The sequence below is a fragment of the Plantactinospora sp. ZYX-F-223 genome (genome assembly GCF_039649625.1).
Classification (GTDB): Bacteria; Actinomycetota; Actinomycetes; order Mycobacteriales; family Micromonosporaceae; genus Plantactinospora.
In genome coordinates, this window is the sequence record NZ_JBDJAV010000010.1 from 79,513 (window position 1) to 102,598 (window position 23,086).

Annotated in this window: 20 protein-coding genes and 1 pseudogene; 9 read left to right on the top strand and 12 right to left on the bottom strand. The window is 72.2% G+C overall.

What is annotated here, in order from left to right; translation table 11 throughout:
- Positions 1 to 35: 35 nt before the first annotated feature.
- Positions 36 to 1,940: a glutamine--fructose-6-phosphate transaminase (isomerizing) gene (gene glmS, locus AAH979_RS12575; RefSeq protein ID WP_346258266.1), complete on the bottom strand. Its 1,905-nt coding sequence runs from the start codon at positions 1,938 to 1,940 to the stop codon at positions 36 to 38.
- A gap of 257 nt (positions 1,941 to 2,197) precedes the next feature.
- Here glmS and AAH979_RS12580 point away from each other — a divergent pair, with 257 nt between their 5' ends.
- Together AAH979_RS12580 and AAH979_RS12585 are read left to right on the top strand one after the other, a co-directional pair.
- Positions 2,198 to 3,364, top strand: coding sequence for an MmpS family transport accessory protein (locus AAH979_RS12580; protein ID WP_346258267.1), 1,167 nt, complete (start codon positions 2,198 to 2,200; stop codon positions 3,362 to 3,364).
- 33 nt (positions 3,365 to 3,397) lie between these two features.
- Complete coding sequence (locus AAH979_RS12585) at positions 3,398 to 4,597, top strand: pyridoxal phosphate-dependent aminotransferase (protein WP_346258268.1); 1,200 nt, start codon at positions 3,398 to 3,400, stop codon at positions 4,595 to 4,597.
- A gap of 18 nt (positions 4,598 to 4,615) precedes the next feature.
- On the opposite strand, the gene AAH979_RS12590 is transcribed toward AAH979_RS12585, so the two are convergent.
- The 8 genes from AAH979_RS12590 to AAH979_RS12625 all read right to left on the bottom strand — a co-directional run bounded on the left by AAH979_RS12590 (position 4,616) and on the right by AAH979_RS12625 (position 10,534).
- Positions 4,616 to 4,774: a hypothetical protein gene (locus AAH979_RS12590; protein ID WP_346258269.1), complete on the bottom strand. Its 159-nt coding sequence runs from the start codon at positions 4,772 to 4,774 to the stop codon at positions 4,616 to 4,618.
- Between the two features lie 154 nt (positions 4,775 to 4,928).
- On the bottom strand, positions 4,929 to 6,287 hold the full coding sequence (gene glmM, locus AAH979_RS12595; RefSeq protein WP_346258270.1) for a phosphoglucosamine mutase: 1,359 nt from the start codon (positions 6,285 to 6,287) through the stop codon (positions 4,929 to 4,931).
- Positions 6,288 to 6,401: 114 nt separating this feature from the next.
- Positions 6,402 to 6,854: a 30S ribosomal protein S9 gene (gene rpsI / locus AAH979_RS12600; RefSeq protein WP_346258271.1), complete on the bottom strand. Its 453-nt coding sequence runs from the start codon at positions 6,852 to 6,854 to the stop codon at positions 6,402 to 6,404.
- A 20-nt stretch (positions 6,855 to 6,874) separates the two neighbouring features.
- On the bottom strand, positions 6,875 to 7,318 hold the full coding sequence (gene rplM / locus AAH979_RS12605; protein WP_107260811.1) for a 50S ribosomal protein L13: 444 nt from the start codon (positions 7,316 to 7,318) through the stop codon (positions 6,875 to 6,877).
- A gap of 257 nt (positions 7,319 to 7,575) precedes the next feature.
- Positions 7,576 to 9,033, bottom strand: coding sequence for a nitrate/nitrite transporter (locus tag AAH979_RS12610; RefSeq protein WP_346258272.1), 1,458 nt, complete (start codon positions 9,031 to 9,033; stop codon positions 7,576 to 7,578).
- A gap of 110 nt (positions 9,034 to 9,143) precedes the next feature.
- Positions 9,144 to 9,437 carry a type II toxin-antitoxin system PemK/MazF family toxin gene (locus AAH979_RS12615; protein WP_346258273.1) on the bottom strand — a complete coding sequence of 98 codons (294 nt, stop codon included), beginning with the start codon at positions 9,435 to 9,437 and terminating at the stop codon, positions 9,144 to 9,146.
- A gap of 31 nt (positions 9,438 to 9,468) precedes the next feature.
- Positions 9,469 to 9,774 (bottom strand): DUF6364 family protein, encoded by a 306-nt coding sequence (locus AAH979_RS12620; RefSeq protein WP_346258274.1) that lies wholly within the window; start codon positions 9,772 to 9,774, stop codon positions 9,469 to 9,471.
- Positions 9,775 to 9,832: 58 nt separating this feature from the next.
- Positions 9,833 to 10,534, bottom strand: a complete 702-nt coding sequence (locus tag AAH979_RS12625; RefSeq protein WP_346258275.1) for a class I SAM-dependent methyltransferase — start codon at positions 10,532 to 10,534, stop codon at positions 9,833 to 9,835.
- A 261-nt stretch (positions 10,535 to 10,795) separates the two neighbouring features.
- Between AAH979_RS12625 and AAH979_RS12630 the strand changes: the two are divergent.
- The 7 genes and pseudogenes from AAH979_RS12630 to AAH979_RS12660 all read left to right on the top strand — a co-directional run.
- Positions 10,796 to 12,922: pseudogene (locus tag AAH979_RS12630) on the top strand (molybdopterin oxidoreductase family protein); the annotation flags it as partial.
- 125 nt (positions 12,923 to 13,047) lie between these two features.
- A complete protein-coding gene (locus AAH979_RS12635) occupies positions 13,048 to 14,532 on the top strand; it encodes an FAD-dependent oxidoreductase (protein WP_346258276.1) in 1,485 nt (494 codons plus the stop codon).
- Positions 14,529 to 17,108, top strand: a complete 2,580-nt coding sequence (nirB, locus tag AAH979_RS12640) for a nitrite reductase large subunit NirB (protein WP_346258277.1) — start codon at positions 14,529 to 14,531, stop codon at positions 17,106 to 17,108. The genes AAH979_RS12635 and nirB overlap by 4 nt, the downstream gene beginning before the upstream one ends.
- Before the next feature lie 44 nt (positions 17,109 to 17,152).
- Positions 17,153 to 17,530 (top strand): nitrite reductase small subunit NirD, encoded by a 378-nt coding sequence (nirD, locus tag AAH979_RS12645; RefSeq protein WP_346258359.1) that lies wholly within the window; start codon positions 17,153 to 17,155, stop codon positions 17,528 to 17,530.
- Positions 17,530 to 18,618, top strand: coding sequence for a uroporphyrinogen-III synthase (locus tag AAH979_RS12650; RefSeq protein WP_346258278.1), 1,089 nt, complete (start codon positions 17,530 to 17,532; stop codon positions 18,616 to 18,618). Before nirD ends, AAH979_RS12650 begins: the two co-directional genes overlap by 1 nt.
- Before the next feature lie 520 nt (positions 18,619 to 19,138).
- Positions 19,139 to 20,158: an ABC transporter substrate-binding protein gene (locus AAH979_RS12655; RefSeq protein ID WP_346258279.1), complete on the top strand. Its 1,020-nt coding sequence runs from the start codon at positions 19,139 to 19,141 to the stop codon at positions 20,156 to 20,158.
- 184 nt (positions 20,159 to 20,342) lie between these two features.
- Positions 20,343 to 21,119 carry an ABC transporter permease gene (locus AAH979_RS12660; protein WP_346258280.1) on the top strand — a complete coding sequence of 259 codons (777 nt, stop codon included), beginning with the start codon at positions 20,343 to 20,345 and terminating at the stop codon, positions 21,117 to 21,119.
- A 75-nt stretch (positions 21,120 to 21,194) separates the two neighbouring features.
- Here the strand turns inward: AAH979_RS12660 and AAH979_RS12665 are convergent, their stop codons facing one another.
- The 3 genes from AAH979_RS12665 to AAH979_RS12675 all read right to left on the bottom strand — a co-directional run bounded on the left by AAH979_RS12665 (position 21,195) and on the right by AAH979_RS12675 (position 23,075).
- Entirely contained in the window at positions 21,195 to 21,914 is a 720-nt protein-coding gene (locus AAH979_RS12665) for an SDR family oxidoreductase (protein WP_346258281.1), read from the bottom strand.
- A gap of 167 nt (positions 21,915 to 22,081) precedes the next feature.
- Positions 22,082 to 22,657 (bottom strand): ATP/GTP-binding protein, encoded by a 576-nt coding sequence (locus AAH979_RS12670; protein ID WP_318396096.1) that lies wholly within the window; start codon positions 22,655 to 22,657, stop codon positions 22,082 to 22,084.
- A gap of 49 nt (positions 22,658 to 22,706) precedes the next feature.
- Complete coding sequence (locus tag AAH979_RS12675; RefSeq protein ID WP_203868082.1) at positions 22,707 to 23,075, bottom strand: DUF742 domain-containing protein; 369 nt, start codon at positions 23,073 to 23,075, stop codon at positions 22,707 to 22,709.
- Positions 23,076 to 23,086 lie beyond the last annotated feature (11 nt).

Genomic DNA, 23,086 nt, shown 5'->3' on the forward strand with positions numbered 1-23,086 from the left:
CGGCGGGCGCCACAGCGCATGCCACGGTGACCGGCTCACTCCACGGTGACCGACTTGGCCAGGTTGCGCGGCTGGTCGACGTCGTGCCCCCGGGCGGCGGCGATCTCGCAGGCGAGCACCTGCAACGGCACCGTGGTCACCAGCGGGGCCAGCAGGGTCGGGGTGCGCGGTACGTAGATCAGGTGGTCGGCGTACGGCGTCACCGCCTCGTCGCCCTGCTCGGCGATCACGATGGTGCGGGCACCCCGGGCGCGGATCTCCTGGATGTTGGAGACGATCTTGTCGTGCAGCATGCCCCGCCCGGCCGGGGAGGGCACGATGCAGACCACCGGGGTGCCCTGGTCGATCAGCGAGATGGGCCCGTGCTTCAACTCGCCCGCCGCGAACCCCTCGGCGTGCATGTAGGCGAGTTCCTTGAGCTTGAGCGCGCCCTCCAGGGCGACCGGGAAGCCGACGTGCCGGCCGATGAAGAGCACCGTGGGGGCCGCCTTGAGGTCCCGGGCGAGTTCCCGGACCGGCTCGATGCCGGCGAGCAGCTCCCGCAGCTTGTCCGGCATCTCCTGGAGCTGGTCCACCACCGCGGCGACCTCGTCGGCGTACTTGATGCCACGGACCTGGGCCAGGTGCAGGCCGATCAGATAGCAGGCCACCACCTGGGTGAGGAACGCCTTGGTCGAGGCGACCGCGACCTCGGGACCGCCGTGGGTGTAGAGCACCGCGTCGGACTCGCGCGGGATGGTGGAGCCGTTGGTGTTGCAGATCGCCAGCACCCGGGCCTTCTGCTCCTTGGCGTGTCGGAGTGCCATCAGGGTGTCCATGGTCTCGCCGGACTGGGAGATCGCCACCACCAGGGTGGACCGGTCGAGCACCGGGTCGCGGTAGCGGAACTCGCTGGCCAGCTCGACCTCGCAGGGGATCCGGGTCCAGTGCTCGATGGCGTACTTCGCCACCATCCCGGCGTGGTACGAGGTGCCGCAGGCGACGATGAAGATCTTGTCGGCGTCCCGCAGGTCCTGGTCGGAGAGGCGGACCTCGTCGAGCACGATCTCGCCGGTCTCCTTGAGCCGGCCGAGCAGGGTGTCGGCGATCGCCTGCGGCTGCTCGGCGATCTCCTTCAGCATGAAGTAGTCGTAGCCGCCCTTCTCGGCGGCCGAGGCGTCCCAGTCGATGTGGAAGTCCTTGCCGGTGGCGGGTGCACCGGTGAAGTCGGTGATCTCGATGGCGTCCCCGGTGATGAGGACGACCTGGTCCTGGCCCAGCTCGACCGCGTCCCGGGTGTGTTCGATGAACGCGGATACGTCGCTGGCCAGGTAGTTCTCCCCGACCCCGCGCCCGACCACCAGCGGCGAGTTGCGCCGGGCCCCGACCACCGCGCCGGGGATCGCGGCGTCCACCGCGAGCAGCGTGAAGGCGCCCTCCAGCCGCTGGCAGACCTGGCGCATCGCGGCGGCCAGCAGGGCCGGCCCGTCGGGCTCACCGGCGGCGCGCAGCCGGTGCAGCTCGCCGGCGAGCAGGTGCGCGGCGCACTCGGTGTCGGTGTCGCTGGTGAACTCGACGCCGTCGGCCTCCAGCTCGGCGCGGAGCTTGGCGAAGTTCTCGATGATGCCGTTGTGGATCACGGCCACCCGGCCGTCGGTGGCCCGGTGCGGGTGGGCGTTGCGGTCGGTGGGCCCGCCGTGGGTGGCCCACCGGGTGTGCCCGATGCCGGTGGTCCCGGCGCCGATGCCGAGTGCCGCGGCGCCGTCGTCGGTCGCCGACCGCTCGGCCAGCACCTTCTCCAGGTTGGCCAGCTTGCCGGCCTTCTTCTCGGTCAGCAGCTCGCCTTCGCAGACGACCGCCACGCCGGCCGAGTCGTAGCCGCGGTACTCCAGCCGCCGCAACCCGTCCAGCACGATGCCCAGCGCCGGCCTGGCGCCGGTGTAACCCACGATTCCGCACATGGCCCGCAGCCTAACCTAAGTTCGCTCATCTGGCCTGCTCGAAAGGTGCTTGTTCGATCACTGATCCTGCTCGGTATCCTGACCCGCCGCCACAACCGGACGAACGGCCGCTCGGCTGGCCTGCCCAGGCTTCACCGGTACATCGCGGCCAGCGGTGACGGGGTACCGTGACTGGCGCATTCGCTGCCATCTCCTCCGGCGCCCGCCCCTCCCCGTCGCCGCGCCCCTGCTGTCCGCCATATCTGGAGCCAGACCCGATGACCGACTCGCCGCCCCCGCACAACCCGTACGATCCCTCAGCCGAGTACGAGCCGCCGACGACGAAGTTCGGCCCGCCGCAGCAGCCCCAGCCGGAGAACCCGGCCGAGGAGGACGACGCCCCGACGACGAGGTACGCCCCGCCGCAGCAGCCTCAGCCCGGGCAGCCGTCCGGCTACGGACAGCCGGTGCAGCCGACGACGTACGGGCAGCCGCCGGCCCAACCGGGCGCGTACGGCCAGCCGCAGCAGCAGCCCGCCCCGTACGGGCAGCCGACCTGGGGCCAGCCACCGCAGGCGGCCGGGTACGGCCAGCCGCAGCAGCCCAACCCGTACGGCCAGCCCCAGCAGCCCAACCCGTACGGCCAGCCGCAGCAGCCGAACCCGTACGGCCAGCCCCAGCAGCCGAACCCGTACGCCCCGGCACAGCAGCCCGGCCCGGGCCAGCCGCCGGCCCCGCCCTACGGTGCCGGCCCGGCGTACCCGCCGCAGTCCGGCCCACCAGCCACGCCATACCCCACCAGCGGGGCGCCGAACCAGCAGGACGCCGGTTACGGCGTCTACCCGCCGCAGTCCGGCCCGCCCGGGCCCGGCGACCAGTACGCGGCGGCCGGCGCCGGCGGCTACCCCGGATACGGACAGCCCGGACAACCAGCGCAGCCCGGCTACCCGGGTGGGCCGTTCCCGCCCGCACCGCCGAAGAAGAGCAACAAGACCATGATCATCGTGATCGTGGCCGTGGTGGTGGTCGTGCTGATCGCCTGCGTCGGGATCTGCCTCGGCCCGCTGTCGTTCATGGACCAGGTGCGGAAGACGGTGGAGACCGGCCTCGACGCCACCCCGACCCCGTCCAGCTCCGACGGTACGGACGGCGGCGACCCGGGCAGCGGCGGTCAGACGGTGGTCTACGAGGTGACCGGGGACGGCCGGGTCGCACTCTCCTACATCGACGGTGCCGGCAAGCAGGTGCACTCGCCCTCGGTCGACCTGCCGTGGAAAAAGGAGGTCAAGATTCCCGAGGACGAGCTGAAGACGGTGGTGGCGATCCGCACCGGCGGCGGTTCCGGGGACATCTCCTGCAAGATCACGGTTGACGGCCAGTCCACCGCCGCCAAGAGCTCCAGCGGCAACTACGCGACCGTCACCTGCTCGGACTTCGGGAGCTGACACGACCGCGCACCACGCCTCTAGGGTGACGGGGTGACGACGACAACGGACTCCGATCCCCTGGTCCGCCGGATGCGCCCGTTCGGCACCACCATCTTCGCGGAGATGTCGGCGCTGGCGGTGCGCACCGGCGCGGTCAACCTGGGTCAGGGCTTTCCGGACACGGACGGGCCGCCCGAGATGCTGGCCGCGGCGGCGGAGGCGCTGCGCGGCGGGCAGAACCAGTACCCGCCCGGTCCAGGCATCCCGGCACTGCGCGCCGCGGTCGCCGCACATCAGCGCCGGTTCTGGGGGCTGGACTACGACCCGGACGGGCAGGTGCTGGTCACCGCCGGGGCGACCGAGGCGATCGCGGCGGCGATCCTCGGACTCTGCGAGGCCGGCGACGAGGTGGTCTGCTTCGAGCCGTACTACGACTCGTACGCCGCCTCGATCGCGCTGGCCGGCGCGGTCCGGCGGCCGGTCACCCTCCGCCCGGTCGACGGCGGCCGGTACGCCTTCGACCCGGCGGAGCTGCGGGCCGCCTTCGGGCCACGGACCCGGCTGGTGCTACTCAACTCGCCGCACAACCCGACCGGCAAGGTCTTCGACGCCGACGAGCTGGCGCTGATCGCGCGGCTGTGCCAGGAGTTCGACACCCTCGCCGTCACCGACGAGGTGTACGAGCACCTGGTCTTCACCGATGCCGGCGGCCCGCACATCCCGCTGGCCACCCTGCCGGGCATGTGGGAACGCACCCTGCGGGTCTCCTCGGCGGGCAAGACGTTCTCCTGCACCGGCTGGAAGGTCGGCTGGGCCAGCGGCCCGGCCCCGCTGGTCGCGGCGACGATGCGGGTCAAGCAGTTCCTCACCTTTGTCAATGGCGCGCCACTACAACCGGCGGTCGCGGTGGCCCTGGCCCTGCCGGACGGCTACTACCACGGTTACCGGGCCGATCTCCAGGCCCGGCGGGACCAGCTCGGCGCCGGGCTGGTCGAGGCCGGCTTCGAGGTACTGGTCCCGGAGGGGACCTACTTCGTCACCGCCGACATCACCGCGCTGGGCGGGCGGGACGGGGTGGAGTTCTGCCGCTCGCTGCCGGAGCGCTGCGGGGTGGTCGCCGTGCCGACGCAGGTCTTCTACGACGACGTCGAGGCGGGCCGGCGACTGGTCCGGTTCGCCTTCTGCAAACGCCCGGAGGTGCTGGCCGAGGCGGTGACCCGGCTACGCGCGCTCGGCGGCGCACCAGCCTGACCGCATCCCCGCCGACATTCAGGCGCCCTCCGCCAGCCCCGCGCCGCGGCCGTCGGGTACGGCACCGGCGCTGGCCAGTCGCGCGGCTGGGATGCGGATCTGGGCACCGTCGAGCAGCGCCGCCTCGGCGTCGTCGAGGAAGGCCAGGTCCGCCTCGGCAAGTCGACCCTGCTGCACCTGGTCGGGGCGATCGAACCGGCCGACTCCGGATCGGTCGTCGTCGGCGGGCAGGAGATCACCCGGCTCGGTCGCCGGGCCCCGGCCGCGTACCGTCGGAGCGTGGGCTTCACCCTGGCCCGGGCCAGCCAGCTCCGCTCCGCCGCCCGCCGGCCTACGCCGGCACCGGGCTGGCGGTACGCACCTCGGCGGCGATCCGCTCCGCGACCTCCTGGGCCAGCTCCAGGGTGGGCGCCTCGACCATCACCCGGACCAGCGGCTCGGTGCCGGAGGGGCGGAGCAGCACCCGACCGGTCTCGCCCAGCTCGGCCTCGGCCCGCTGCACCGCGCCGAGTACGGCGGGAGCGCCGGCTCCGACGGTCCGGTCCGCGACCGGCACGTTGATCAACACCTGTGGCAGCTTGGTCACCACCGAGGCCAGCTCGGCGAGGGTACGGCCGGTGGCCGCCACCCGGGACATCAGGTGCAGCCCGGTGAGGACGCCGTCGCCGGTGGTCGCGTACGCCGGCAGCACCAGGTGCCCGCTCTGCTCGCCGCCCAGCGCCAGCCCGGAGGCGCGCAACTCCTCCAGCACGTACCGGTCGCCGACCTTGGTCTCGACCAGCCGGATGCCGGCGGCGGACATGGCGAGCCGCAGCCCGAGGTTGCTCATCACGGTCGCGACCAGGGTGTCCTGGGTCAGCGTGCCGGCCTCCCGCATGGCCAGTGCCAGGATCGCCATGATCTGGTCGCCGTCCACCTCGCTGCCGTCGGCGGCGATCGCCACGCACCGGTCGGCGTCGCCGTCGTGCGCGATGCCGAGGTCGGCGCCGTGCTCCAACACGGCGGCCCGCAGGTTGTCGAGGTGCTGCGAACCGCAGTCGTCGTTGATGTTGAGCCCGTCCGGCTCGGCGTGGATGGCGATCACCTCGGCACCGGCCTCCCGGTACGCCACCGGGGCGACCTCCGAGGCGGCGCCGTTGGCGCAGTCGACGACGACCTTCAGCCCGTCGAGCCGGTGCGGGATCGTGCCGACCAGGTGCTGGACGTAGTGTTCGGCCCCGTCGAGCAGGTCGTGCACCCGGCCCACGCCGGCACCGGTCGGCCGCTGCCAGCCGGCCGAGCCGTTCGCCTCGACGGCGGCCTCGATCTTCAGCTCGACGTCGTCGGGGAGCTTGTGCCCACCGGCCGCGAAGAGCTTGATCCCGTTGTCCGGCATCGGGTTGTGCGAGGCCGAGAGCATCACCCCGAAGTCGGCCTTCGCCTCGCCGACCAGGAACGCCACCCCCGGCGTCGGCAGCACACCGACCCGGACCACGTTGGCTCCGGCGCTGGTCAGCCCGGCCACCACCGCCGCCTCCAGCATCTCGCCACTGGCCCGGGTGTCCCGGCCCACCACGGCGAGCGGCGGATGGCTCCGGTCCTGCTCGGCGAGGGTGTGCGCGGCCGCCACCGCGACCGCGAGTGACAACTCGGGAGTGAGGTCGGCGTTCGCGCGTCCGCGTACGCCGTCAGTGCCGAACAGCCGCCCCATGCGCGAAACCTCCGGGAAGCGCACCAGTAGAGAACAACGAAACGGCCGGACACCGCCACCGCGGAAGGGGGCGGTTTCCGGCCGTACGTCAGACGGACAAGGTGTTGCCGCTGATCAGCGCTTGGAGTACTGGGGCGCCTTGCGGGCCTTCTTGAGGCCGTACTTCTTGCTTTCCTTCTCCCGGGCGTCCCGGGTGAGGAAGCCGGCCTTCTTCAGCGCCGGGCGGTCGTCGGGGTCGTTGGCGATCAGCGCCCGCGCGATGGCCAGCCGCAGCCCGCCGGCCTGGCCGGTGGTGCCGCCGCCCCGCAGGTTGGCGATGATGTCGAACGCCTCGGCCTTCTCGGCGGTGACCAGCGGCTCCTTGATCAGCTGCTGGTGCACCTTGCTCGGGAAGTACGCCTCCAGGTCACGACCGTTGCAGGTGATCTTGCCGCTGCCGGGGACGATCCGGACCCGGACGATCGCCTCCTTGCGGCGGCCCACGGTCTGGATCGGCCGGTCGCCACGAGGAGCCCGGGCCACCGGGGCGGGCACCGGGGCTTCGGCGGTCGCGATGGTGTCGGTCATGCTGTTTCCTTCGCCCGCGCTCACTGCGCGATCTGCTTGATCTCGAACGGCACCGGCTGCTGCGCGGCGTGCGGGTGCTCGGCACCGGCGTAGACCTTCAGCTTCTTGATCAGCTTACGGCCGAGCTTGTTGTGCGGGAGCATGCCCTTGACGGCCAGCTCGATGGCCCGGTCGGGACGCTTGGTCAGCAGCTCGTCGTAGCCGACCTGCTTCAGACCGCCGGGGTAGCCGGAGTGACGGTAGGCGACCTTGGTGTGCCGCTTGTTGCCGGTCAGCGCCACCTTGCCCGCGTTCACCACGACGACGAAGTCACCGGTGTCGACGTGCGGCGCGAAAGTCGGCTTGTGCTTGCCGCGCAGCAGCGTGGCAACGTGGGTGGCCAGACGGCCCAGCACGACGTCTGACGCGTCGATGACGTGCCACTGACGCTCGATTTCACCCGGCTTCGGGCTGTACGTACGCACAGGTCTACCTTGTCTCGTCGTCGGTCTGGGGTCGCGCACCGGTCGCCAGGCACGCACAAACGACCAAGCGTACCCGGGAGAGGCACGCCCGCGGATGTCACGTGAAAACTTGGGTGTCACACAACAGCAGGCAACGATACCTGGTCGCCGGTGCCGGGGTCAAAACGGGACACCCCCCGGCGGGCTGGGCGACGGCAGGACCTCCGCCTCCACCGGAACGATAGCCCGGAGGCCCCGCCGCAGCCCGGCCGGGGGTCTCACACCCCGGCGAGGCGGCCCGGCGACGGGCGGAGGTAGACCACCCAGGTCACCACGAGGCAGAGGGCGTACCAGGCGATGAAGGCCAGGTAGGCGGCGTCGGCCGACTGGTACGCCAGGAACGACTGCCGGAAGGCGATGTTGACCAGTACGCCCCCGAACGCGCCGACCGCCCCGGCGATCCCGATCAGGGCACCGGAGAGCCGCCACGCCCGGCGCTGCGCGGCGTCCGGATCCAGCTCGCCGGCCGCCACCGCCCGGGCCGCCTTGGCCCGGAAGATCGCCGGGATCATCTTGTACGTCGATCCGTTGCCCACCCCGGAGAGCACGAAGAGCCCGATGAACCCGATCAGGTAGAGGGTCAGCGAGCGCTCCCGGGAGGCGTAGTAGACCAGTCCGGCGCCGCCCGCCATGGCGGCGAAGGTCGCGAGGGTCACCCGGGACCCGCCGTACCGGTCGGCCAGGTGGCCGCCGACCGGCCGGATCAGCGAGCCGACCAGCGGCCCGAGGAAGGTCAGGTACGCCGCGTCGAGCGGGGTGCCGAACCGGTCGCCGAACTGCACCAGCAGCACCTGCCCGAAGGCGAAGCCGAAGCCGATGAACGAGCCGAAGGTGCCGATGTAGAGCACGGACATCACCCAGGCGTGCGGGTCCCGGGCCGCCTCCCGGATCGCCCCCCGCTCGTTGCGGACCCCGGTGATGTTGTCCATGTACCGGGCCGAGGCCAGCGCGGCGAGCACGATCAGCGGGAGGTAGATCGCCGGCACCAGGCGCGGGTACGCGGCACCGGCCGTGGCCAGCACCGCCAGCCCGACGAGCTGGACGGCGGCCACCCCGATGTTGCCGCCGCCGGCGTTCAGGCCCAGCGCCCAGCCCTTGAGCCGCTGCGGATAGAAGAGGTTGATGTTCGCCATCGAGGAGGCGAAGTTCCCGCCGCCGACCCCGGCCAGACAGGCCAGCAGCATCAGCGTGCCGTAGGACACCCCCGGCTCGATCAGGATCGCCATCGGCACCGCCGGCACCAGCAGCAGCAGCGCGCTGACGATCGTCCAGTTCCGCCCGCCGAACCGGGCCACCGCCAGGGTGTACGGCAGCCGCAGCGTCGCGCCCAGCGCCGCCGGTACGGCGGTCAGCAGGAACTTCCCCGCCGGGTCGATCCCGTACTCCGGGCCGAGGAAGAGCACCAGGACGGACCAGAGGCTCCACACCGAGAAGCCGATGTGCTCGGAGGCGATCGAGACGATCAGGTTGCGGCGGGCGATCGGCGCTCCGGTCGTACGCCAGAATTCGGGGTCCTCGGGCCGCCAGTCGTCGAGCTGGTGCCGACGGGCGGTCACCGGTGCGGCGGCGGTCTCCGGCGGCGGAAGGGTGCCGAGGCCGGCCGCCGCCGGGGCGGAGGCCGTGCTGTCGGTCCCGGGATCGGCCGTCGGGCCGGTAGCGGCGGCAGTACTAGTCATGCCGCCCGAAAGTAGGAGCGCGGGGTTTCCCGGCGGTTCGCACTCGAAGTCGGACCGGCAACGGTCGGCGCACGGCGGGCCCCGGCGGATGGTGAGATCCGTCGCCCCGCTCAGATGCCCTGGAGGATACGCAGCGCCCGGCTGACCCGGAACATGGTGTCGGCGTCGGCGACCCCGACGCACTCGGTGAACCACTTCTTCATCGGCGACGAGAGCCGGTCGGGCATCACCACGAATTCGCCCATGGTGACGGCGAGCGGGGAATCCCGGAGCAGTTCGGAGTCCACCACCTCGGCGACGATCACGATCGGCACGTCGGTGGAGTTGTATACGTCGGAGCTGATCACCAGGCCGAGCCGGGACCGCGCCCCGTCGATCCGCCAGATCTCGCCTCTACGCAGCACTGAACCTTCTTCACCCTGAATCGCGCGGCGCTCAGGCGCCGCGTCCGACCTCGCGGTCCGCCGGACCGCGAGGGGAGGTTGACGAAGGTTCACTCGGACGCCTGCCGAGAGCCGCGTCGACCAGTGCGGCCTCCTGGGCGTCGGCGATGGCGGCGGCCTCGATGTCCAGGCGGGCCCGGCCGACGGCCGCGGCGTGCGCGGCGAAGACCTCGCGGAGCGCCTTCTCCCGGGCGGCCTGGTCGATCCAGGCGGAAAGCGACATGCCGTCCCGTTTCGCGAAGCGCCGCGCCTCTTCGATCGTCTCGTCCGAAAACGAGAGGGTCACCTTGGCGGTCATGCCGCCCAGCCTACCGACGGTATGACCAGCCGTCATTCCGGCTCGTTGGCACCGGTCGTCAGTCCAGCTCCCGCCGGCCGCCGAAGACGGCGAACCGCCACGACTTGTAGAAACAGTCGACACCGACGAAACCGGCCTCGGCCAGCCAGCGGCACTGGTCCGGCAGCGGCGCCGGGCGGTCGTGCATCATCCGCTCCCGGGCCGCGGCGATCTCCGCCTCGGTGGCGCCGAGCGCGGTGACCTGGGCCAGCCACACCTCGTCGTACCGGGAGTCCAGGTCGGGGGTGCCGCCGGCCACCTGTTCGGCGTTCACGAACACCCCGCCGGGGACCAGTACCTGCCGGACCCGGCGGTAGAGGTCCCGCTTGTCGGCGTCCGGCAGGTGGTGGATGGCCAGCGCGGAGACCACCGCGTCGTACGGGCCGCCGGGCAGCGGCGCGGTCAGGTTGGCGACCACCGTCTCGTGCGGTACGCCCCGCCGGGTCAGGTGCCCCCCGGCCACCGCGAGCATCGCCGGGGCACCGTCGAGCAGCGTGGTCCGCACCCCCGGTACGGCGGCACTGAGCAGGATCGAGAGCAGCCCGGTGCCGGCGCCGAGGTCGAGTACGGCCGGTACCCGCCCGGACGCCAGCGCCCGGCGCAGCGGCGGGGCGGCCACCTCGACCGCGGTGCCGTAGAAGTCGTCGAAGCACGGCACGAGCCGGCGTCGGGACTCGTCGTACGACCCGGCCACCGCGTCGAAGAGCGACACCACGGCCATCGGAGTGCCTCCTAAAATGTGGAACGACCTTCCACATCATAGATCCACTGCGCGGAGCAGCACCGTCACGAACCCGGCCCGCTCCCGTCCGGGCCGCCGGCCCGCCGGGAGGTTCCGGGCCCCGGTCCGGAGGATTGTAGGTAACCTCCGGCCGCCGGCAAGCCGAGCCGACCCGCTGAGTGGGGTCCGTGTGAGCGGCTCTTGACAGGCCCGAAACAAGAGGGACCCGGCGGTGAAACCGGGCGCCGGCACGCTTCGGACATGACAGACGGTGCACGCACTGCGACGCATTCGGAGGATGTGTCCCAGGACGTGGTCACGCACTGCCCATACTGCGCCCTGCAGTGCGGGATGACCCTGCGCCGCACCGGCGAGCGGGTGGAGGTGCTGCCCCGGCAGTTCCCCACCAACCGCGGCGGGCTCTGCCAGAAGGGCTGGACCGCGGCCGAGTTGCTCGACCACCCCGACCGGCTGACCACCCCGCTGCTGCGGGACCGCCCCGGCGGGCAGTTGCGCCCGGCGAGCTGGCCGGAGGCGCTGGACCGGGTGGCGGACGGAATCCGCCGGATCCAGTCCAGCCACGGCCGGGACGCGGTGGCCGTCTTCGGCGGCGGCGGACTGACCAACGAGAAAGCGTACGCCCTGGGCAAGTTCGCCCGGGTCGCGCTCGGCACCCGGAACATCGACTACAACGGCCGGTTCTGCATGTCCTCGGCCGCCGCCGCCGGGATGCGTGCCTTCGGCCTCGACCGGGGGCTGCCGTTCCCGCTGGCCGACCTCGGCACCGCCGACACCCTGCTGCTGGTCGGCGCGAACGTCGCCGAGACGATGCCGCCGCTGGTCCGCTACCTGATCGAGCAGCGACAGCGCGGCGGCACCCTGATCGTGGTCGACCCCCGAGCCACCGCGACCGCCCGGCAGGCCACCCTGCACCTGCAGCCGACCCCGGGCACCGACCTCGCGGTCGCGAACGCGCTGCTGCACATCGCCCTGGCCGAGGGACTGGTCGACAAGGACTACGTGGCCGCCCGGACCACCGGGTTCGACCAGGTGCGCCGGGTCACCGCCGGCTACTGGCCGGCCCGGGCCGAGCGGCTCTCCGGGGTGCCGGTGGCCGACCTGGAGGCCGCGGCCCGGGCGCTCGGCACCGCCGAGCGGGCGATCATCCTCACCGCGCGCGGCGCCGAGCAACACGCCAAGGGCGTGGACACGGTGACCGCCTTCATCAACCTCGCCCTCGCGCTCGGCCTGCCCGGCCGGCCCGGCTCCGGGTACGGCTGCCTCACTGGGCAGGGCAACGGCCAGGGTGGCCGCGAGCACGGGCAGAAGGCCGACCAGCTCCCCGGCTACCGCCGCATCGACGACCCCGCCGCCCGAGCACACGTCGCCGGGGTCTGGGATGTGCGGCCGGACCTGCTGCCCGGGCCGGGCGTGTCGGCGTACGAGCTGCTCAGCGCGCTCGGCACCGACGGCGGTCCGAAGGGGTTGCTGGTGTTCGGCTCCAACCCGGTCGTCTCGGCGCCCCGGGCGGCCCGGGTCACCAGCCGGCTGCGCGACCTCGACCTGCTGGTGGTGGCCGACTTCGTCCGCTCCGAGACGGCCGAGATCGCCGACGTGGTGCTGCCGACCGCGCAGTGGGCCGAGGAGGACGGCACCATGACGAATCTGGAGGGTCGGGTACTGCGCCGCCGCGCGCTCCGCCCGCCACCGCCGGGCGTACGCACCGATCTGGCGCTGCTGTCCGACCTCGCCGACCGGCTCGACCACGTCGACGGGGCGACCGATCGGGGCCGGTCCCGCTTTCCGGCGGCACCCGAGCAGGTCTTCGCGGAGCTGCGCCGCGCCTCGGCCGGCGGAGCCGCCGACTACGCGGGGATCACCTGGGAGCGGATCGATGCCGAGGACGGCGTCTTCTGGCCCTGTCCGGACGAGGACGGGCCGGGCACGTCGCGGATGTTCGTCGACCGGTTCCCGACCCCGGACGGGCGGGCCCGGTTCCTGCCGGTGGAGCACCGCCCGCCCGCCGAGGAGGTCTGCCCGGACTATCCGGTCTACCTCACCACCGGCCGGGTGTTGACGCAGTACCAGTCCGGTGCGCAGACCCGGCGGGTCGAGGCGCTGCGCCGGGCCGCCCCGAACGCCTTCCTGGAGCTGCATCCCGACCTGGCGGCCCGCCTCGGGGTGGACGACGGCGACGAGGTGCGGGTGACCAGCCGCCGGGGCGAGATGCGCGCGCCGGCCCGGCTGACTCCGACCATCCGGCCGGACACCGTCTTCGCGCCGTTCCACTGGGCGGGCGCGGCCCGGATCAACTCGGTGACCAGCGACGCCCTCGATCCGATCTCCCGGATGCCCGAGTTCAAGGTCTGCGCGGTCCGGGTGGAGAAGGCAACGGTGGAACTTTCCCCACCTGAGCTGCCCGATGTGTCCGCCCCGAGCTCCACCGACGGCCACGACGGGCCGCGGGGCGAGGTCGGCGAAGGTCCAGTCAGCGAGCGTCCCGAGGTGGCCCCATGACAGAGGAGACAGTGGACGGATCACGGAACCGGATCGTGATCGTCGGGCACGGCATGGCCGGTGCCCGGTTGGCGGCCGAGCTGTCGGCCCGGCTCGGCGACGCCAAGATCACGGTACTCGGCGCCGAGCTGCACCGGGCGTACAACCGGATCATGTTGTCCAGCCTGCTGGCCGGGAAGGTCGACGAGTCCGGTGTGGAGCTTGCCGAGGCGGCCGGGCACGGCATCGACGTACGGCCCGGGGTCGAGGCCACCGCCATCGACCCGGCAAGCCGCACGGTGACGACCGGCCAGGGCGACCTGATCGGGTACGACCACCTGGTGCTCGCCACCGGCGGGCGCGCCCTGGTGCCGCCGCTGGCCGGGCTGGACCGGGAGAGGCTGCCGGACCGGGTGGCCGTGTTCCGCACCCTCGACGACTGCCGGCGCATCCTGTCCGCCGCCGCCGGAGCCCGCCGGGCCCTGGTCCTCGGCGGTGGGCTGCTCGGCCTGGAGGCGGCCCGGGGCCTGGCCGCCCGGGGGCTCGACGTGCACGTGGTGCACCCGGTCGGGCACCTGATGGAGCGGCAGCTCGATCCGGCGGCCGGCGCCGTGCTGGCCCGTACCCTGGCCGGGCTCGGCGTCACCACCCACCTGGACGTGGCCGCCAGCGCCGTCGCCGTCCGGCCCGACGGCCTCACCCTGACCCTCTCCGACGGACGGGTTCTCGACGCCGACCTGCTGGTGCTCTCCTGCGGGGTACGCCCCGACGTGGAGCTGGCCCGTGCGGCCGGGCTCACCGTGGACCGGGGGGTGGTGGTCGACGACCGGCTGCGCACCAGCGACCCGCACATCTCGGCGATCGGCGACTGCGCCCAGCACGCGGGCGTGGTCACCGGCCTGGTCGCCCCGGCCTGGGAGCAGGCCCGGGTGCTGGCCCAGGTGCTCGCCGGGCAGGATCCCCGGGCGCGCTACCGGCCGCAGCCGGCGGTCACCCGGCTCAAGGCCGCCGGCATCGACCTCGCCGCGATGGGTGACGCGGCCGCCGGCCCCGCCCCGGACGTCGAGGAGCTCAGCTTCTCCGACCCGGTCCGCGGCACCTACGCCCGGCTGCGGATCGTCGGCGAACGGCTCACCGGGGCGATCATGCTCGGCGACAACCCGGCGGTCGGCACGGTGATCCAGCTCTTCGACCGGGGTACGCCGGTGCCGATCGACCGCCGCACCCTGCTGCTCGGCCGCAGCCGCGACGTCGCGAGCGCGGCGCCGGTCGAGTCCCCGGCGCTGATGCCGGACGCGGCCACGGTCTGCCAGTGCAACACCGTGCGCAAGGGCACGCTGGTGCGCTGCTGGCGGGCCGGGGCGAGGTCGTTGGAGGACGTCGTCGCCGCGACCCGGGCCACCACCGGCTGCGGCAGTTGCCGGGACGCCGTCGAGGGGATCCTCGGCTGGCTCTCCTCAATCGACACTCCCGATCCGGTGGAAGCAGAGGTGGCGGCATGACGAACGACAAGCCGGAGCGGCAGCGACTCGTCGTGGTCGGCAACGGCATGGTGGGGCAGCGCTTCGTCGAGGCGCTGCGCTCCCGGGACACCGACGGCCGCTGGCAGGTCACGGTGCTGGCCGAGGAGGGCCGGCCGGCGTACGACCGGGTGCGGCTCTCGGCGTTCTTCGACGGGGTGGACGCGGACGAGCTGAGCCTGCACCGCCCCGACGACGGGGTCGACCTGCGGCTGGGCGAGCCGGTGGTGGAGATCGACCGGACCGGTCGGCGGGTGGTCACCGGCGGCGGCGAATACCGGTACGACGCGCTGGTGCTGGCGACCGGGTCGTACCCGTTCGTGCCGCCGATCGACGGCGCGTACGTGGCAAAGGGCCCGGACGCACTCGGGCCCACCCCGGCGCTGCGCTCCGGGGTCTTCGTCTACCGCACCCTGGACGACCTGACCGCGATCCGCGACTTCGCCAAGGGCCGGCGTACCGGTGCGGTGATCGGCGGCGGGCTGCTCGGCCTGGAGGCGGCGAACGCGCTGCGGCTGCTGGGCCTGACCACCTCGGTGGTGGAGTTCGCCCCCCGGCTGATGCCGGTGCAGGTCGACGAGGCCGGTGGCGCGATGCTGCGCCGGTACGTCGAGGAGCTGGGCGTCGTGCCGCACCTCGGAGTCGCCACCACCGCGATCCGGTCCCGCCCGGACGGCGAGCTGGCCGGGCTGACCCTCTCGGACGGCAGTTGGCTCCCCACCGATCTGGTGGTGGTGGCCGCCGGCATCCGGCCCCGGGACGAGCTGGCCCGGGCCGCCGGCCTGGAACTGGGCGAGCGCGGCGGGATCCGGGTCGACGAGACCTGCCGCAGTACCGACGAGCGGATCTGGGCGATCGGCGAGTGCGCCGCCGTCGACGGCACCTGCTACGGCCTGGTCGCTCCCGGCTACGCGATGGCAGAGGTGGTGGCCGACCGGCTGGTCGGCGGTACGGCGACCTTCCCGGGCGCGGACCTCTCCACCAAGCTGAAACTGCTCGGGGTGGACGTGGCCGCCTTCGGCGACGCGCACGGCAGGACGCCCGGCTGCCTGGACGTGACCTTCACCGACCCGGCCACCCGGGTCTACGCCAAGCTGGTCCTCTCCGACGACGCCAAGACCCTGCTCGGCGGGGTGCTGGTCGGTGACGTGACCGCGTACCCGACGTTGCGGGCCAGCGTCGGCGGCGCGCTGCCCGGCCCGCCGCTGGCCCTGCTCGCCCCGGCCGGCGACGGCACCGGGACGGGGGCCGGGATCGCCGCGCTGCCCGGCTCGGCCCAGGTCTGCTCCTGCAACGCGGTGACCAAGGACCAGCTCGTCGGCGCGATCGCCGAGGGCTGCACGGACGTGCCGGGGCTGAAGGCGTGCACCCGGGCCGGGACGAGCTGCGGGTCCTGCGTACCGATGCTGAAGCAGTTGCTGGCGGTCTCCGGGGTGAGCCTGAGCAAGGCACTCTGCGAGCACTTCGAGCACAGCCGGCAGGAGCTGTTCGAGATCATCCGGGTACGCCAGATCCGCACCTTCTCCCGGCTGGTCGCCGAGCACGGCCGGGGGCGGGGCTGCGACATCTGCAAGCCGGCGGTCGCCTCGATCCTCGCCTCGCTCGGCAGCGGCTACGTGCTCGACGGCGAGCAGGCGTCGTTGCAGGACACCAACGACCACTTCCTGGCGAACATCCAGCGGGACGGGACGTACTCCGTGGTGCCGCGGATCCCGGGTGGCGAGATCACCCCGGAGAAGCTGATCGTGATCGGCGAGGTGGCCCGGGACTTCCAGCTCTACACCAAGATCACCGGTGGGCAGCGGATCGACCTCTTCGGTGCCCGGGTCGAGCAGTTGCCGCAGATCTGGCGCCGGCTGGTGGACGCCGGGTTCGAGTCCGGGCACGCGTACGGCAAGGCGCTGCGTACGGTCAAGTCCTGCGTCGGCTCCACCTGGTGCCGGTACGGGGTGCAGGACTCGGTCGGGCTGGCGATCGCCCTGGAACTGCGCTACCGGGGCCTGCGCGCGCCACACAAGATCAAGTCAGCGGTCTCCGGCTGCGCCCGGGAGTGCGCCGAGGCCCGCAGCAAGGACTTCGGCATCATCGCCACCGACAGCGGCTGGAACCTCTATCTCGGCGGCAACGGCGGCTTCCGCCCCCGGCACGCCGAACTCTTCGGCCAGGACCTCTCGACCGAGGAGCTGGTCCGGTACGTCGACCGGTTCCTGATGTTCTACATCCGCACCGCCGACCGGCTACAGCGGACCGCCGCCTGGATCGAGGCGATGGAGGGCGGCCTGGAGCACCTGCGGGCGGTCATCGTCGACGACTCGCTCGGGCTCTGCGCCGAACTGGACGCCGCGATGGCCCGGCACGTCGGTTCGTACTCCGACGAGTGGCGCGACACGCTGGCGGACCCGGACCGGCTGCGCCGGTTCACCTCCTTCGTCAACGCGCCCGACGTACCGGACCCGTCGATCACGTTCGAGGTGGAACGGGGACAGCCCGTTCCGGCCCTGGGAGACCGCCGACCGGTGTCGCTCGGCCTCCCGACGACCATGGGGGTACCGAGTTGACTCTGGACACCACGATCAACGACGGATCGGCGATCAACGACGGGTTGACCGAGGGCGCCGGGCCGGGCGAGGACGACGCGCGCTGGACGGCCGTCTGCCCGTACCCCCGACTGGAGCCGGAGCGCGGGGTGGCCGCGCTGGTCGACGGCGAGCAGGTGGCGGTCTTCCGCACCTTCGACGGCCGGCTCTTCGCGATCGGCCAGCGGGACCCGATCGCCGGCGCGTACGTGATGGCCCGGGGCATCGTCGGCAGTCGCGGCGAGATCCCGACCGTCGCCTCCCCGCTGCACAAGCAGGTCTACGACCTGCGTACCGGCGACTGCCTGGACGTGCCCGGGGTGGCGGTGCCGACCTACCGGGTGCGGTGCCGGGACGGGCTGGTCGAGGTGGCCCCCCGGCACCGGCCGGCCGGGGACGCCTGATGTCCGGCGAGCTGTCCGGCTTCACGGTCGGGGTCACCGCCGACCGGCGGCGCGACGAACTCACCGCCATGCTGGAGCGGCGCGGCGCCCGGGTGGTGCTCGCCCCGGCGCTGCGGATCGTGCCGCTGGCCGACGACACCGAGTTGCGCGCGGCGACCCGGGCCTGCCTGGACAATCCGCCCGACGTGCTGATGGCGAACACCGGGATCGGGATGCGCGGCTGGCTGGAGGCGGCGGAGGGCTGGGGGCTGGCCGAGCCGCTGCGTGCGGTGCTCTCCCGGGCCTACATCGTCAGCCGGGGGCCGAAGGCCCGGGGCGCGATCCGGGCCGCCGGGCTGCACGACGAGTGGTCGCCCGCCTCGGAGAGCTGCGACGAGGTGATCGACCACCTCCGGCAGCGTGGCGTACGCGGCCAGTTGATCGCGATGCAGCTACACGGCGAACGGCAGCCGGAGTGCACGGCCGCGCTGGAGGCGGCCGGGGCGAGCGTGATCGAGGTGCCGGTCTACCGCTGGGCGGCGCCGACCGACCCGGCCCCGCTGCACCGGCTGGTCGACCTGATCGCCGGCCGGCTGGTGGACGCGGTCACCTTCACCTCCGCACCGGCGGTCGGTGCCCTGCTCCGGGCCGCCGGGCCGAGCACCGAGGCGGTACTGGACGCGATGCGCTCCGACGTACTGGCCGCCTGTGTCGGGCCGGTCACCGCCGCTCCGCTGCGCCGGCACGGCGTACCGGTGGTGGCGCCGAGCCGGGCCCGGCTCGGCGCCCTGGTCCGGACCATCGTCGACGAGCTGCCGCAGCGGGCGATCAGCGTCAAGGTCGCCGGTCACCTGCTGACCCTGCGCGGACACGCGGCCATCCTGGACGGTGAGCTGCGGCCGCTGGCCCCGGCACCGATGGCGGTACTCCGGGCCCTGGCGAGTACCCCCGGCCGGGTGATGTCCCGGGCCGCCCTGCTGCGCACCCTGCCGAGGGGCGCCGACGAGCACGCCGTGGAGATGGCGGTGGCCCGGTTGCGGGCTGGACTGCGCACCCCGGGGGTGGTGCAGACGGTGGTCAAACGCGGCTACCGACTGCCGGTCGACTGACCGCTCCTCGACCTGATCCCGCCGATCTTTTCTCGATCTGATGCTCTTCGATCCGGCCCTCTCCGGGGCTGGATCGGGCGGCGGGGGCGCCGCTCCGCACACGGAGCCACGACGGAGCGCAAGGGACGGTTCACCAGTTCATCGACCGGACGGTCGCCGCCTCACGCTTGGGTATCGGCTCGGCTTGATCCCTTGACTGGCGGACAGGCGGTTGGCAGGGTAAGGCCGCAACGTCCCGGAAGCGCCCGTAAACTGCCCTCCGGGACTGTGCACAGGGGACAGGTGGAGGCGCCTCGTCGCCCTGGCAGAGAACATTTCAGGTCGCGTCACACCCTGCTCGCGAACGCGTCAGGAGGACTGCCGGATACATCGGGCAAGGCTTTACGGTCACGGCGGGGACCGGCCACCGAGAACCGCCGGATTCACCTGCACCCGCAGCGCCATCAGCGGGACGCGGCCGATCCTGAACCGGGCGACCGTTCCACATCCTCAATGGATTCTCCTCAAAGGACAGGTAGGAATGACGAGGCGTATACGCGTGCTGGCCGCCGCGGCCCTGGCCACGGCCATGCTGGTCACCGCCGGCTGCTCGGGCTCGGACGACTCCGACGGAGGCGGCGCCGGCGGCAAGGCTCCGGACAAGGTGACGTACCTCACCGGGTTCGGCACCGGTGGTCACGACGCATTCGCATGGGTGGCGAAGGACAAGGGCTTCTTCTCCGAGGCCGGGCTCGACGTCACCATCCAGCAGGGCGCCCCGGCCACCAACAACCAGGGCCTGCTCTCCGGCAAGGCGCAGTTCACCTACAGCGACGTGACCCAGCTGATGATCCAGACCGGCAAGGCGCAGGTCACCGAGATGCGCGTGATCGCCGCGGTGCACCAGAGCACCCTGGTCGCGATCTTCGCGCCGCCCGGCTCCGGCGTGACCAAGCCAAAGGACCTGGAGGGCAAGCGGGTCGGCGTCGCCCAGGGCTCGATCACCAAGACCCTGCTTCCGGCGTACGGCAAGCTGGCCGGCTTCGACTCCGCCAAGCTCCAGTTCGTCGAGACCACCCCGCAGACCCTGGTCGGCCTGCTGGTGGGCAAGAAGGTCGACGTGCTCAGCACCTTCGTCATCACCCGCAACACGGTGGAGACGGTGACCAAGCAGACGATGACCGTCATGCCGCTCACCGACTACCTGCGGGACCTGCTCGGCACCGGCCTCACCACCACCGCCAAGTACGCCCAGGAGAACCCAGACATCGTCAAGCGGTTCAAGGACGCGGCGATGAAGGGCCTCAAGTACACGGTGGAGAACCCCGGAGAGGCCGCCAAGATCATGAAGGCCAACAACCCGAACGTGAACGAGCAGGGCGCCGCGGCGGAGATCAAGCTGATGACGCCGTACGTCACCTCGGCGCCGGGCAACACGATCGGCGCGCTCGACGAGCAGCGGGCCGCCCGGGCCATCGCCATCCTCCAGGGCGCCGAGCTGATCCCCGCCGGCCTCACCCCGGACAAGGTCATCGACTTCTCCATCGCGCCCAAGGCCTGACCGAACGGCGTGACACCTCGGGGACGGTGAGTGGGCAGCCACTCGCCGTCCCCTTCTGGACGCAGAGGAGAGAACACGTTGCCCGTCTGGACCCCTCCGGGCAGTGCTGCCCGCGACCCGCACGACCTGCCGCGCCGGCCGACGCGCCCGGCCACCGGCCGCGGATACCGTCCCGGCGGATCCGATGACCGTTAGCCGCGACCTGTCCCCCGGTACCCGGACCGCGCTGCCGATCGTCGGCACCATCGTCGCGATCGGCCTCTGGTGGCTGGTGACCGTCGTCTTCCACATCGAGACCCTCTTCCTGCCGTCACCGCCGGAGGTCGTCGACGCCTTCGACCGGGAGCCCGCCTACCTGTTCGAGGCGGCCTGGGCCACGCTGTGGGGCACGCTCGCCGGCTTCGGCATCGCGGCGGCCGGCGGGATGGTCGCGGCGCTGCTGCTGACCAGCTCACGCCTGGTCGAGCAGGCCACCCTGCCGATGATCGTCGCGTTCAACGCGGTGCCGAAGGTCTCCCTCGTCCCGCTGCTGATCCTCTGGATCGGGTACGACTCGCGGACCAAGGTCTCCCTGGTCGTCCTGATCGCGTTCTTCCCGATCATGGTGGCCACCATGTCCGGCCTGACCTCGACCCCGGCCGACCTCTACGAGCTGACCAGGTCGCTGTCGGCGTCCCGGCTGAAGACATATCTCAAGGTACGGCTGCCGTGGGCGCTACCCCAGGTCTTCGTGGGGCTGAAGCTCGGCATCACGCTCGCCCTGATCGGCGCCGTGGTGGCCGAGTTGCAGACCCTGAACGAGGGTCTCGGTGCGATCATCTACAGCACCCAGCAGTCGTTCGACACCCCGCTGGCGTTCGCCGCGATCACCCTGACCGGGGTACTCGGCATCGGCCTCTTCTACGCCGTGGTGGTAGCGGAACGGCTCGCGGTGCCGTGGGCCCGGAAGATCTCCGCCTGAGCCGCCCCACTCCCCGCCCGACCGACCGGGCGGATCACCGCCCCGGCCGTGGCCGGCGGTGATCCGCCCGCCGGGTCAGGCCAGCCCGGCACCGCCGTTGAGGTCCAGGTTGACCGCGTTGACGGCCGGGTTCTCCAGGAGGAACACGGCGGCGTCGGTGACGTCCGCCATGGTCGTCAGCCGGCCCGTCGGGGTACGCGCCCGGTAGGTCTCGTGCACCTCGGCCGGCTGCTTGGCCCAGAACGGGCTGTCGCCGACGATGCCGGGGTGCAGGGCGTTGACCCGGACCGGCCGCAGCTCGGCGGCGAGCACGTTCACCAGGCCGACCACCCCGGCGTTCACCGTGGAGACCGTCGCCGAACCGGGAAACGGCCGGTCCTTGGAGCCGCCGCCGAAGAGCAGCACGGAACCGCTCGGCGAAAGCCTGGACGCCAGGGTGTGCGCCACCTCGGTGTAGCCGACCAGCTTGACCGTGACCAGGCTGACCGCGCGGTCGATCTGGTAGTCGGAGACCTTGTTGACGTCCCGGACGAAGGCGGAGAGGACCAGGTGCCTGACCTCGCCGATCCCGGCGAGCGCGGCGGCGATGGACCCGGGATCGGCGAGGTCGACGGCGACACCCGTCGTCCGGCCACCGATCTCGGCGGCGACCGTTGCGGTCCGGGCCGCGTCGCGCCCGGTGACGACGACCTCCAGCCCCCGCTTCGCGTAGTGCTCGGCCACGTCCCGGCCGAGGCCGGAAGTACCCCCGATGACGACTACGCAGCCGCCATCGGGGCCATCGTGCTGTGGCATATCTGTCCCTCTCGCTGTGCAGGATTGAACCGCGGAGCCTCCCCGGGCCCGGCAAGCCTGCTCAATGAACCTCTTTCAACCTCCCCTTGCGGTTCGTCGGACCGCAAGGTCGTACGCGGTGCGTGAGCGCCGCGCGGTTCAGGTTGAAAAAGGTTCAAGTGCGAGGGTCAGCCGACCGGGGTGGGTTGGCCCCGGCCGTGCTCCGCACGCAACGTCTCCATCGCGTGCTGCACCACGTTCACCAGCACGTGCTTGACCGACTCGCGGTGTCGGGCGTCGCACATCACCAGTGGCACGTGCGGAGCGATCGCGAGCGCCTCGCGTACCTCCTCCGCCTCGTACTGCGGTGCGCCGTCGAAGCAGTTCAACGCCACGACGTACGGCAGGTGGCGGTTCTCGAAGTAGTCCAGCGGCGCGAACGCGTCGGCGATCCGCCGGGTGTCGACCAGCACCGCCGCGCCGACCGCACCACGGATGATCTCGTCCCACATGAACCAGAACCGGGTCTGTCCGGGCGTGCCGAACAGATAGAGGATCAGGTCCTGGGCCATCGTGATCCGGCCGAAGTCCATGGCGACCGTGGTGGTCTCCTTGCCCGGCACCTTGGACGGATCGTCGATGCCGACACCGGCCGCGGTCATCACCGCCTCGGTGGTCAGCGGGGTGATCTCCGAGACCGCACCCACGAGCGTCGTCTTGCCGACCCCGAACCCGCCGGCAATAACGATCTTCGCGGAGGTGATCCCAGCACCACCGCCACCGCCACCGCCGCCGCGACGCGGCTTGGCCGAGTCATAGCCTGCGAAGTCCACTTAGCACCCTCTCAAGCAGTTCCATCCGCTCCTCGTACGCCTCAGACGGTGGAGCGGCACTGTGCAGCGTCAGCAGGCTGTCCGCCACCATGTCGGCGACCAGCACCCGGGCGACACCCAACGGCAGCCGGGTGTACGCGGCGATCTCCGCCAGTGACTGCGCCCGGCCCTCGCAGATCGTGGCGATGCGGTGCTTGTCATGGCCGGCGAACCGGGACTCCACGACCGCGGCCGGGCTCGCCACGAGTACCGCCTCAAGTGCGATCTCCAGACGAGCCTCGGTACGACCGCGGGTGACCGCGTACGGTCGGACGAGCGCGCCACGCGGATCATCGCGTCGTCCCTCCATACCGTGGTCAC